Consider the following 12,024-nt stretch of genomic DNA (forward strand, 5'->3'; position numbering starts at 1 on the left):
GTTCAGGGTGACGAGTATTTGAAGGACCGCTAGATAGCGCCCAAACTTTTTCTCCCCCATGGAGCCCAAATGGCCCGCAAATTCCTCTACCTCATCGCCGCGATCATCATTCTCGTCCTCGGCGTCGGCATCGCCTGGCAGCTCGCGCCCGCCTGGTTCGGCCGCGTCGCGTTCGTGCCGTCGACCGAATTCAAGCCGCAGGCGGCGATCGCCCCCAACGCCTATGACGATCCTGCGATGTGGATTTCGCGGCCGGGGATCGAGAACGATCCGTCGGCATGGCGACCGCCCGCCGACGGCGCCGCGACGCCCAAGACCGGGGACGGCGACAAGCTGATTCCGCCGGCCCGCGCGGCAACCGCCGCGGCGCCCGCCGAAGCCGCCGCGCCCAAGGGCGACGCCGCGATCTTCTTCGTCCACCCGACCAGTTATTACAGCAAGTCGAGCTGGAACGCGCCGCTCGAGGACCGCGACGCCAATTACCGCACCACCCTGTTCATGCAGGGTATGGCGAGCGCTTTCGGCGACGCCGGCGAACTCTGGGCGCCGCGCTACCGTCAGGCGACGCTCGGTGCCTTCCTCGCCGAAGACCGCGTGACGGCGGGCAAAGCGATAGACGCCGCCTATCGCGACGTCGAACAGGCGTTCGACGCCTTCCTCGCGGCGCAGCCCAAAAACCGGCCGATCATCCTCGCCGGGCACAGCCAGGGCGCGCTGCACATCGAAACGCTGATCAAGAACCGCATCGCCGGCACCCCGCTCGCGAAGCGCATCGTCGCCGCTTACGTGATCGGCTGGCCGATCAGCGTCGATACCGACATCGCGGCGCTCGGCCTCCCCGCCTGCCAGACCCCCGAGCAAAAGGGCTGCCTGATCAGTTGGGCCAGCTTCGCGGAGCCTGCCGACCCGATCATGGTGACCGACGCCTATGACGGCACGATCGGCTACGACGGTCGCCCGCGCGCGGGCACGCGCATGCTGTGCACCAATCCGCTCACCGGCATCCCCGATACCGCGGCGGGCCCGGAGGCCAACATCGGCACGCTCAAGCCCGCCGACGGCTTCAAGAAGGGATCGCTCGTCGCGGGCAAGATCGGCGCCAAATGCGACGATACGCGCGGCCTGCTGATGATCGGCGATGCCGAGGTCGCCAAGGATTATGCGCCGAGCTATGTGCTGCCGGGCAATAATTACCACGTCTTCGACATCACCCTGTTCTGGGCGAACGTCCGCGCCGACGTGCTGCGGCGCCTCGCGACGTTCGAAGGCAAGCCATCGCCGGTGCCGCCGCCCGCGACGCCCCTTCCCGCCCCGGCGGCTACCGTAACTGCGGCACCGAAAACCTGATGCCGTTCGCATCGAGCGAAGTCGAGATGCCCCGAAGGCAGGCCTACCGATGGGTGTCTCGACTTCGCTCGACACGAGCGGCTAGAGAGGCGGTAATATGATCACCACCGCCGCTCCCGACTTCGCCGCCGCGCTCCCGGACGGCGGCCGCCTGATGGGCCTCGACGTCGGCACCAAGACGATCGGCGTCGCCTTCTGCGACGCCGGCTGGAGCTTCGCGACCCCCGACAAGACGATCGTCCGCAAGAAATTCTCGGTCGACCTCGAGGCGCTCGGGACGCTCGTCGCCGCCCATTCGATCACCGGCCTCGTCGTCGGCCTCCCGCTCAACATGGACGGCACCGACAGCCCGCGCACGCAAAGCACCCGCGCCTTCGCGCGTAACCTCGCCCCGCTCGCCCTCCCCCTCCTCCTCTGGGACGAACGCTGGTCGACCGCCGCGGTCGAGCGCGCGATGATCGCCGCCGACGTCAGCCGCGCCAAACGCGCAGAACGCGTCGACAGCGCCGCCGCCGCTTTCATCCTGCAGGGCGCAATCGACGCCCTGACCCGGGCTTGATCCGCTATTTCCTCTATTGGCTCGCCGCCGCGAACGGCATCGCCTTTGGCTTGATGGTCGCCGACAAGCGCCGCGCCGCAGCCGGCGTGCGCCGGATACCCGAGTCCACCCTGCTGCTCTGGGCCTTTCTTGGCGGCGCCCTCGGCACCGTCGCCGCATCGCGGCTCGTCCGCCACAAGACGCGCAAGCAGCCATTCGCGACGTGGATGATGATCTGGCTGTGGCTCGACATCCTCCTGCTCGCCCTCTGGACGTTCGGGATATTGGAACCATGGATCGCCTCGGCACTTGCCTATTTGCGCGCCGCCACCTAAACGCTCGGCTTTAATGACAAACACAACCATCCGACCCGCCAGCGATTATCCGCCCGGCGGCGATGCCTTTCGCCATCGCCACCTCACCGGCATCGCCCAGCTCACCCCGTGGGAGATTTCCTACGTCCTCGACGCCGCCGAACAATGGGTCGAGATGAACCGCAGCGGCGCCGCCAAACATGACGACCGGCTCGCCGGCCTGACGATCATCAACGCCTTTTTCGAAAATTCGACGCGCACCCTGCTGTCGTTCGAAATCGCCGGAAAGCGCCTCGGCGCCGATGTCGTCAACATGCACGCCGCGCAATCGAGCGTGAAGAAGGGCGAAACGCTGATCGACACCGCGATGACGCTGAACGCGATGCGCGCCGACGCCATCGTGATCCGCCATCAAAGCTCGGGCGCGGTGCAACTGATCGCCGACAAGGTCGATTGCCCGGTGCTCAACGCCGGCGACGGCCGCCACGAGCATCCGACGCAGGCGCTGCTCGATGCGCTGACCATCCGCCGCCGCAAGGGCCGGGTCGAGGGCCTCACCATCGCCATCTGCGGCGACGTCCTCCACAGCCGCGTCGCGCGTTCGAACATCCTCGCGCTGACCCTGCTCGGCAACGAGGTGCGCATCGTCGCGCCGCCGACGCTCACCCCGCCGGCGATCGATCGCATGCACGTCACGACCTTCACCGACATGGACGAAGGCATCAGGGACGCCGACGTCGTGATGATGCTCCGCCTCCAGAACGAGCGTATGGATGGCGCTTACCTGCCGTCGGCGCGTGAATATCATGCGCTTTACGGCCTGACACCGAAGCGGCTCGAAAAAGCGAAACCCGATGCGATCGTCATGCACCCCGGCCCGATGAACCGCGGGGTCGAGATCGACAGCAGCGTCGCCGACGATGTCGAACGCTCGACGATCACCGAACAGGTCGAAATGGGGGTCGCGGTCCGCATGGCGTGCCTCGACATATTGACGCGCCGCAAGCGGGGAGTGCCGGGATGGAACTGAAACCGCTCCACATCACCGGCGCGCTGTTGATCGACGGCGACACGCCGCGTCCGGGCAGCCTGCTCGCGGTCGACGGCCGCATCGCGGCGATTGACCCGGCCGACGTTCCCGAAGGCGCCGAAACCATCGACGCTCGCGGCCAGTGGCTCGCCCCCGGGATCATCGATCTCGGCGTCTTTGCCACCGACAAGCCCGCCTTCCATTTCGGCGGCATCACGCGCGCCGCGCTGATGCCCGACAGCGGGCCGCTCGACAGCGCCGGCCTCGTCGAGCGTGCGGCCAAGGGCGGCAAACCCGACCTCTGGGTGCATCCGCTCGCCGCCGCGACCAAGGGCCTCGCCGGCCGCGAACTCGCCGAAATCGGCCTGATGAAGCAGGCGGGAGCGCGCGCCATCGCGACCGGCCGCAACCGCATCCCCGACAGCGGCGTCATGCGGCGCGTGCTGACCTATGCCGCCTCGCTCGGCCTCGTCACGATCATCCATGCCGAGGATGAAGGGCTGACGGCGGGTGCCGTCGCCACCGACGGCGAGATGGCGACCCGGCTCGGCCTGTCCTCTGCCCCCGCCATCGCCGAAGCGATAGCGATCGCGCGCGACCTTGCGCTGGTCGAGGAAACCGGCGCGCCCGTCCATTTCCGTCAGGTCACGACCGCGCGCGGGCTCGACCTGATCCGCGCCGCCAAGGCGAAGGGCTTGCCCGTCCTCTGCGGCATCACCCCGGCGCACCTGTTGCTCTCGGACACGGCAATCGGCGACTTCCGGACCTTCGCGCGCCTGTCGCCACCGCTGCGGTCGGAAGACGACCGTCAGGCGTGCCTCGCAGCCATCGCCGACGGCACGATCGACATCCTCGCCTCGGGCCACGACCCGCGCGGTCCCGAAGACAAGCGCCTCCCCTTCGCCGAGGCGCTGCCCGGCATGGCGGGCGCCGAGACGCTGCTCGCGCTCGGCCTCAATCTTGTCCGCGACGGCCATATTTCGCCGGGGCGCCTGTTCGAGCTGCTGGCGCGCACCCCCGCCTGCCTCCTCGGCGTCGATGCCGGCCGCCTTGGCGTGGGCAAGGAAGCCGACCTGATCCTCGTCAACGAAGCGACGCCCTGGCAGGTCGATGCCAAGAAGATGGCGGCCTGGGCCGGCAACACCCCCTTCGACGGCATGCCGGTGCAAGGCCGCGCGACCGCGATGTGGAAGGGCGGCCTGCGTATCCGCTGACGGCACATCCCGCTCCGCCGAGGGCCCCGGCTTTCGCCGGGGTTCACAAAACGGGCGAAAGTCCGCTCCCAACCCCTAACCCGCCACCGTTGCTGTGAGTTCACAGCCAATTCTATCGCCAAAGAAAAAAGGCCCCGTCTTTCGACAGGGCCTTTTCATGTTCTTCAGACGAAGCGATCAGACGCTGACCGGATCGTCCTTGTTGTCGTCGAGGATCAGCACGAGGCCGATGATCGCCGCGAGAGCAAGAAGACCATAGAGCCAGGTCGAATTTTCGAGTTCGCTCTGACCTTCGACGGTCGAGGTTGCACGCACGCCGTCGAATGCGGCGGCAGCCGGCGCAGCCGAAGCAGCGACGGGCGCAACGGCCATCGAGGTTGCCGCGAGGGTGATCGCAGCCTTCTTAAAGAGATTCATAGTAAACTCCGTCCACTGTTAGCAATCGCCCCCTAATCAGGATTTTGTTACTTATCAATGTATTTCATACCAATATGGCGCAAAATAAATTTGGGTCGTTTAAAACTCTCTGCGTCGTGCGGGACGACCGGAAAAAAGCGAAGGGGCGTGGCCTTACGGCCACGCCCCTTCCTCGGTCCACTCCCCCCGGAGTGTCGAAACTATCGCGACGCGAGCCGCAGCGGGCTCGATTTCGCGGCCCACTGGATGTTTTCGGCGCCGCCCATCTGGCGGATGAAGCACACCTGCCCCTGCGCTTTCAGTTGGCGGCACATCTCGGTCGCGTCGCCGCGCGTTGCCAGGCCGTTGACCGTCAGGCGATAGAAGGTGCGCCCCTTTACGACCGCCGCATGGCTGGACGCCGGGAAGCTGGTGAGCATGCCGTTCCGCTTTTTCAGCACACCCCATTTTTCCTTGGCGATGCCAAGGCTGTCATAGGCGCCGAGCTGGACGGCCCAACCGTTCGGCTTCTTGGAATTGAAGGCGGCGGGAACGATCCGCGTCGCGAGCTCGAGTGCCTGCGCCTGCGCGGGGCGCACGGTTTCGGCGGGTGCGCCGGGTGCGGCGCGATAGGGCGCTGCGTCGGCCATGATCACGTCCGGAGCCGCTGCGGGCTGCGGCAATTCGGTCACCGGGACGACGCCATTCTCGTCGCGCTGCGGCATCGGCAGTTCGACCGTACGGATGCTGGTGTCAGCGCTCGCCAGCACGGGCGGCGGCGGGGCGAAGCTCTCGACCGGCGCCGGGTCGGCGGCGGCGAGCACGACCTTGTCGTCCGCCGCGGCGGCCATCCGCACCTCGGGCGCATTGGCCAGCGCGAGACGGACCGGCATGCCGGCGTCGGCCTTGGCCTTGGTGCCGATCAGCGTCGCGACACGCAGGCGCGCGTCGGGCTGCGATGCGAGTTTCGACCATTCGCCCATGCGCGCGTCGAGCTTCGCGAGCGACAGATCCTGCGCGGCGAGTACGCGGGCCTGCGCCCAGCGGCCCGACAGCGCGAAGGCCAGCGCCAGATTCTGCCGCGTGCGGGCGCTCGCACCCTCGGCACGCGCTGCTTCGGTGAGGACATAGATCGCCGATTCGCTGTCGCCCGCCAGCGCCAGCGCCAGCCCGGCGTCGGGCGCCGGCACGGTCGCCTGGTGGGCATTCAGCAGCGCGACGGCATCGGGCGTCTTGCCCTGCGCGATCTGCGCCAGCGTCAGCGCGAGGATGGTATTCGCGTCGGTCGCACCGAGTTCCATCGCCTCGGTAAGCGCCGCTGCGGCCGAATCGAAACGGCCGTCGTTGAGATAGGCCTGGCCGAGCAGCGCGCGATAGCCGGCGTCGCGCGGGCTTGCGGCAACCGCGGCTTCGGCATGGCCGACCGCCTTGTTCGCCTTGCCCTTTTCGAGCGCGACACGCGCCGCGCCCGCCGACTTTTCGGCGACCGTCGGCTTGTTCGAAGCCGAGGCGAGCGTGCCGTTCCCGAAGGTCGTCACGCCGAGGACGAAGCCCGAAATGGCCAGCTTCATCAGCATGTTGCGTTTCATGGTCAGTCCCCCTTGTGCATCGTCCGGCGCGCCGGGCGCGCCGCCGGGAGGCGGCTTGCCATCGCGTCGATTTCGGGCAGCGTCGACAGATATTCGTCGAGCAAATCGGTCAGGATCACCTGCGAAGACCGGTTGGTCACCGCGCTCGCCAGCCGCAGCCGCAGGTGGCGCTCGGCGTCGAGGCGCAGCGTGAACGCCGCCTTTTCGCGGGCACGCAGCGCCCGCGGTTTGCGCTCGACGGGGCGCTGTTCGACCTTGCGCGCCACCGCGGCGACGCGATCGACCAGCGATTCCTGCTGGCGGACGACCTCGGGGATCGCCGGCGGTTCGGCCAGATAGGCTTCCTCGTTCGCCAGCGCATCGGTGAGTTCGTGGCCGGCGCTTTCCTCGACCGCATGTTCGGCCTCGGCATTATGCGCGAGCACCGATCCGGCCAGCATCGGCTTCAAGTCGACCATGTTCGTCGGTTCGGCCGACTGGTCGGGATCGACATCATATCCCATGTCGTTCCAGCCGAGGTCGTCGTAACCGGTGGTGTTCAGCGTCGCGGGGCCGCTGCCCAGCGGCTGGCGGCGCATCGCGGGACGCGCGGCGCCCTTGCGCGCGAGAAGTCCGGCGCTCAGCGATGCGAGGGGTTTGGGTTCGCCCATCATTCCGGCTCCCCCTTACTGGCCCGCGATGCGGCGGCCGAAACCGCCGCCCATCGGACGGACCGCGCCGTAACCCGCCTGCGAAGGCAGCGGCGCCGAGAAGATGGTGCGGCGGAAATTCTTCTCCAGACGGTCGTTCATATAGGACCAGAGCTGGCGGATTTCCTCGGCCGAGCGGCCGTTCGGATCAACTTCCATCACCGTGCGGCCGTCGATCATCGACGCGGCATAGTCGGTGCGGTGATGCAGGGTGACCGGGGCGACGGTACCGTGCTGCGACAGCGCGACCGCAGCCTCGCTGGTGATCTTTGCTTTCGGCGTCGCGGCGTTGACGACGAACACCAGCGGCTTGCCCGCGCGCTCGCACAGGTCGACGGTGGCGCCGACGGCACGCAGGTCGTGCGGGCTCGGGCGCGTCGGGACGACGATCAGTTCGGCAACGCCGATAACGCTCTGGATCGCCATGGTGATCGCCGGGGGCGTATCGATGACGGCCAGTTTAAAGCCTTGCTGGCGCAGGATTTCAAGGTCGGAAGCAAGCCGCGCAACGGTGGTCTGCGCAAAAGCCGGCAGGTCGGTTTCGCGTTCGTTCCACCAGTCGGCGAGCGAACCCTGCGGGTCGATGTCGATCAGCACGACCGGTCCGGCGCCGGCAAGCTGCGCCTGCACCGCCAGATGTCCCGACAATGTCGTCTTGCCCGACCCGCCTTTTTGTGAAGCCAATGCCAAAACGCGCACGACTGTCCCCCTCAAAACCTCAATCGCGATGGGGAATGCCACGCAGGCCGCTAAAATTGGGTTAACGATGGCAAAAAGAGGGTGAACGACTTCTTCGCACCTATGGTAAACAAAGCCTTAGTGAATAACTGTCCCGGAACGGATCAGGATTCGCACCCCCCTTACCCGTCGCTAACGCGCTGTTAGCCATTTGGGGTTAGGGCAGCTTCGGGACTGCACACCGCCAAGGGATCGGAACCCTGCGCGGCGCAAGTCATTGGAGAATATAGATGCGTTCATTCCGCACCGCCCTTTTGCTGGCGCTCCCGCTCGTTTCGGCGGCGATGCTCGCCGCCCCCGCACATGCCGATGTCAAACAGGGCGTCGAGGCCTGGCAGGCGGGCGATTATCAGGCGGCGGTCGCCGAATGGCGTCCGCTCGCGCTGGCGGGCGACGCCGATGCTCAGTTCAACCTCGGTCAGGCGTACAAGCTTGGCCGCGGCGTGCCGACCGACCTCGCCCAGGCCGAAGCCTGGTACCGCAAGGCCGCCAAACAAGGGCATCTTCAGGCCGAGGACAATCTCGGCCTCATCCTCTTCACCGCCAATCGCCGCGACGAGGCGATGACCTATATCACCCGTTCGGCCGAGCGCGGCGAACCGCGCGCCCAATATGTCCTCGGCACCGCGATGTTCAACGGCGACCTCGCGGCGCAGGACTGGCCGCGCGCCTATGCGCTGACCAAGCGCGCCAGCGACGCCGGGCTCGGCATCGCCTCGGCGCGGCTCGCGCAGCTCGACAATCTCATCCCGCTCGAACAGCGTCAGCGCGGCCTCGCGATGCTGCCCGAAATGGAAAAGAGCGAACAGCGCGCGCGCCTCGCCGCGGTGAACGCCGCCGCGCCGGCGCCCGTCAAGCCCGCGCCGTCGCCGGTCAAGACCGCCAGCCTGCCCGCGTCGCAGCCCGGCACCAGCTACACCCCGCCGCCGGTGATCACGCCTGCCCCTGCTCCGGCGCCAGCCCCGGTTCGCGCGCCTGCGCCTGCGCCCGTCGCCGCCGCACCGGTCGCCGTTCCGCCGGCGCCCGCTCCGCTTTCGTCGCCCGCGGCCGAAGCCGCTGCCGCCGCAGCCGTTCAGGCGACCGCGAATGCCGCCGCCGCGACCGCCGCCGCACCCGTTCCGGTCCGCGCCGTACCGGCGCCGATCCAGACCGCTGCGATCCCGCCGTCGCAGCCCGCGGCCGCGCCCGTGCAGCCCGGCACCACCTACGCCGCGCCACCCGAGAGCGGCGAACTGCCGCCCGCTGCGACCCCGGCGCCCGTGCCTGAGCTCGTTGCGGCCTCGCCCGCGCCGGTCGAGGCCGCGCCGCTGCCGGAAACCGCTCCGGCGCCTGCCGCCGCGCCGGCGCCCGCCCCGGTCCGCCATGCCGCCGCCAGCCCGTGGCGCGCGCAGCTCGGCGCCTTCGGGGTCGAGGGCAATGCGCGCAAACTGTGGCTGAGCCTCGAAAAGAAGCATCCGTCGTTCGCCGCGCGCCAACCCTATCTGGTGCAGGGCAAACTCACCCGACTGCAGGTGGGCGATTTCGCCAACAAAGGCGAAGCCGAAAGCTTCTGCGCCACCCTCCGCAAATCGGGCCAGGCCTGCCTCGTCGTCGACAGATAGGCGGTCGGCGCGTCGGTTCGGTATAGAGAACGGACATTCGCTCCTTCCTCTCGTCCTCCCGGACTTGATCCGGGATCCATAACCGCGCCGTTGTCGTGGACCGGATTAAGTCCGGGGTGACGATGATGGGCGGACCGGCTGCCCGGTGGTCAGCGGCAGCTACCCCTGATCGACGAACCGCAATATGCGGTGGGGAGCGGGCCGAGTTGAATGTAAACTGACTTCATGCGATGCCATCTCGATGCAATGGCGTTTAGCGATCCTTTTGCCAGCTATTATGACAGTACAGGCTTGTGAACGCCAACGCCCCGTCGTTTCGGAGGAACTTGTCCGCGAATTAAAGGATGAGCTGCCCGGCATCACTGAACAATGCCTCAACAGGCTACGCTATGGCGGCATCGACGCAATGCCGACCCGCGCAGATCAATGCTTTGAAATGGGTCCTAAAAAGCTTTGGAAGGGTTTGTGGCGCAACGACTTTGAAGGCTCACGCTTTTGTGCTTCGCCAGCGGAATCATGCTCATCCGATACGTCCGGTGAGCGCATCTGGCTTTCCGACCCCGACAATATTCTTCGGGTAAAGACCGGCGACGAGGCGCTTTACAGGATCGAATTTTGGGGACGCCGCACGTTGAAAGCGGGAGCGCATGGGCATTTGGGGGGATCGGATCATGACTTGATCGTGGACGAAGTTATTTCTCTAGCTCGCATGGTACCAGAGAGCCCCGGCGACGATTCTTGATCCTACGCCGCCATACGCAGCCGGTTCCGCCCCTCGCGCTTGGCGCGGTACAGCGCTTCGTCGGCGCGGTGCAGCAGGTCCTCGACGCTGGCTTCGCCGGCATAGACTGCCAGCCCGATGCTGACCGTGACGCGGGCGGGGCCATCGGCCGAGCGGTCTTCGGCCTCGATCGCCTTGCGCACCCGTTCGGCGACAATCTCCGCCGCCTGCGCGCTCGACCGCTGGAATACGCAGACGAATTCCTCGCCGCCGAAGCGGCCGACCATATCCTCGTCGCGCAGCGATGCCTCCGCGCGCTGCCCGACGCGGCGGATCACGACATCGCCGACGGCGTGGCCATAGCTGTCGTTGATCCGCTTGAAATGGTCGATGTCGAAGATCGCGACGGCCAGCGGCGCGCCATTGTCGCGCGCGCCGATCAGCGCGCGTTCGAGGAAGGCGAGCGTGTGGCGCCGGTTCGGCAGCCCGGTCAGAAGGTCGGTGTTCGCCGCTTCCTCGGCCGAATTGCGCGCCGCCTCCAGCGCGCGGGCATTGTCGACCGTCTCGGTGATGTCCTGGATCGTCCCGAAAATGCCGACCGGCCGTCCCGAGCGGCTGAATTCGATCGAGCCGTGCGACACGATATCGCGGATCTCGTCATCGTGCGGCCGGATCACCTGCCCGTGATATTCGAACGGAACCCCGTCCCGCACCGCATCCTCGAGCGTCTGGCGGAGCCGCGTGCCGTCGCCGGGCATATAGAGGTCGAGGCTGCCCTCGATGCTCATTTCGGTGCCGGGATCGAGCCCGTGGATGCGGTATGCCTGATCGGACCAGTGGATCGTCCAGCGCACCAGGTCGACGCGCCAGTGGCCGACCAGTGCCGCGGCCTCGGCCTGCAGCAGCCAGCGATTGCTCTGTTCGAGCCGCCGCGACAGCCGTTGCCGCACGACGAGCAGCGCCGCGAGCGGCAACACCGTGCCGAGCAGGGTGAGCAGGTAGAATTGCAGGAAGAAGACTTTCATCTTCGGCGCCGCGTCGATGCCCGCGATCGGGCCATGGCCTTGCCCGGTCAGCAGCGACGCGATGATCGCGACGACCAGCATGCCCGCGGCGGCACCGAACGGGCCGAGCCGATAGGCGGCGGCGACGACTGCGACGCAGGGGATGAAGGTCACCGGAAATTGGGACTGCGAAAAGGACGCCGTCGTCACCAGCGCCGCGAGCGTCAGGATCACCGTCGCTTCGATCCGCATCGCCAGCGGCATGTTGCGGAGCGCTTTCGATTCGGCGAGCCGGGCGAGCATGATGATCGGCGGCGTGACGATCAGCATGCCGAGCCCGACCGTCGTCAGCCACGACAGGAAGAAGTCGGCGCTGCCGCCGGTGAGTGCCCATGCGATCGCGGCGCTCACCGTGCTTGCGGACAGCGCCGCGACACAGAAATTGCCGACCGAACGCGGCACCATGAACGACAGTTCGCCCGCCTCGCGGCGGCGCAGCACCCACAGCGCGATCGCGGCCTCGGCGCCGTTGGCGAGCGAGAAGGCGGCCGACGTCCAGAGCGGCGAACCGGCCATCATGTTGGCGGCAAGGCTCGCCGCGGCCATCGCCGCAAAGGATGGTAGCCGGGCGTGCGACGGCATCAGCAACAGCAGCGCGAGGAAATAGCCGCTCGGCGGCCAGATCGCGGCGATATTGTCGGCGCCCTTCGTCGCGTACAACGACAGGCTCGCCAACAGATAATAGCCGAGCGCCGTGGCCGAAAACCAGAAAGCCGCCTCGACTCTTGGGGGGAGCGATCGCGTCATCTCCCCAAAATCGCCGAAACTGGCAAATAAATTGCT

At 67.3% G+C, this 12,024-nt stretch carries 12 protein-coding genes; 7 read left to right on the plus strand and 5 right to left on the minus strand.

Going from position 1 to position 12,024, the window contains the following annotated elements:
- Positions 1 to 69 precede the first annotated feature (69 nt).
- From LH19_RS15745 to LH19_RS15765, 5 genes are all read left to right on the plus strand, one after another.
- On the plus strand, positions 70 to 1,347 hold the full coding sequence (locus LH19_RS15745) for a DUF3089 domain-containing protein (protein ID WP_054729926.1): 1,278 nt from the start codon (positions 70 to 72) through the stop codon (positions 1,345 to 1,347).
- Between the two features lie 97 nt (positions 1,348 to 1,444).
- The gene (ruvX, locus tag LH19_RS15750; RefSeq protein WP_054729929.1) at positions 1,445 to 1,906 is read left to right on the plus strand and encodes a Holliday junction resolvase RuvX; all 462 of its coding nucleotides are present in this window, start codon (positions 1,445 to 1,447) and stop codon (positions 1,904 to 1,906) included.
- The gene (locus tag LH19_RS15755) at positions 1,903 to 2,220 is read left to right on the plus strand and encodes a DUF1294 domain-containing protein (RefSeq protein WP_234715946.1); all 318 of its coding nucleotides are present in this window, start codon (positions 1,903 to 1,905) and stop codon (positions 2,218 to 2,220) included. Before ruvX ends, LH19_RS15755 begins: the two co-directional genes overlap by 4 nt.
- A gap of 13 nt (positions 2,221 to 2,233) precedes the next feature.
- The gene (locus tag LH19_RS15760) at positions 2,234 to 3,229 is read left to right on the plus strand and encodes an aspartate carbamoyltransferase catalytic subunit (RefSeq protein ID WP_054729932.1); all 996 of its coding nucleotides are present in this window, start codon (positions 2,234 to 2,236) and stop codon (positions 3,227 to 3,229) included.
- Positions 3,220 to 4,443: a dihydroorotase gene (locus tag LH19_RS15765; protein WP_054729934.1), complete on the plus strand. Its 1,224-nt coding sequence runs from the start codon at positions 3,220 to 3,222 to the stop codon at positions 4,441 to 4,443. Before LH19_RS15760 ends, LH19_RS15765 begins: the two co-directional genes overlap by 10 nt.
- A gap of 177 nt (positions 4,444 to 4,620) precedes the next feature.
- On the opposite strand, the gene LH19_RS15770 is transcribed toward LH19_RS15765, so the two are convergent.
- From LH19_RS15770 to LH19_RS15785, 4 genes are all read right to left on the minus strand, one after another.
- Positions 4,621 to 4,860, minus strand: a complete 240-nt coding sequence (locus tag LH19_RS15770) for a hypothetical protein (protein WP_054729942.1) — start codon at positions 4,858 to 4,860, stop codon at positions 4,621 to 4,623.
- Between the two features lie 200 nt (positions 4,861 to 5,060).
- On the minus strand, positions 5,061 to 6,428 hold the full coding sequence (locus LH19_RS15775) for an SPOR domain-containing protein (protein ID WP_054729945.1): 1,368 nt from the start codon (positions 6,426 to 6,428) through the stop codon (positions 5,061 to 5,063).
- A gap of 2 nt (positions 6,429 to 6,430) precedes the next feature.
- The gene (locus LH19_RS15780; protein WP_054729948.1) at positions 6,431 to 7,078 is read right to left on the minus strand and encodes a hypothetical protein; all 648 of its coding nucleotides are present in this window, start codon (positions 7,076 to 7,078) and stop codon (positions 6,431 to 6,433) included.
- 15 nt (positions 7,079 to 7,093) lie between these two features.
- A complete protein-coding gene (locus LH19_RS15785) occupies positions 7,094 to 7,816 on the minus strand; it encodes a ParA family protein (RefSeq protein ID WP_054587134.1) in 723 nt (240 codons plus the stop codon).
- 269 nt (positions 7,817 to 8,085) lie between these two features.
- Here LH19_RS15785 and LH19_RS15790 point away from each other — a divergent pair, with 269 nt between their 5' ends.
- Together LH19_RS15790 and LH19_RS28740 are read left to right on the plus strand one after the other, a co-directional pair.
- On the plus strand, positions 8,086 to 9,456 hold the full coding sequence (locus tag LH19_RS15790) for an SPOR domain-containing protein (RefSeq protein ID WP_054729950.1): 1,371 nt from the start codon (positions 8,086 to 8,088) through the stop codon (positions 9,454 to 9,456).
- Between the two features lie 241 nt (positions 9,457 to 9,697).
- The gene (locus LH19_RS28740; protein WP_145923489.1) at positions 9,698 to 10,198 is read left to right on the plus strand and encodes a hypothetical protein; all 501 of its coding nucleotides are present in this window, start codon (positions 9,698 to 9,700) and stop codon (positions 10,196 to 10,198) included.
- Positions 10,199 to 10,200: 2 nt separating this feature from the next.
- Here LH19_RS28740 and LH19_RS15795 read toward each other — a convergent pair whose 3' ends face one another.
- The gene (locus tag LH19_RS15795; protein WP_054729953.1) at positions 10,201 to 11,988 is read right to left on the minus strand and encodes a sensor domain-containing diguanylate cyclase; all 1,788 of its coding nucleotides are present in this window, start codon (positions 11,986 to 11,988) and stop codon (positions 10,201 to 10,203) included.
- Positions 11,989 to 12,024 lie beyond the last annotated feature (36 nt).

The organism is Sphingopyxis macrogoltabida (assembly GCF_001314325.1).
Lineage (GTDB): Bacteria > Pseudomonadota > Alphaproteobacteria > Sphingomonadales > Sphingomonadaceae > Sphingopyxis > Sphingopyxis macrogoltabida.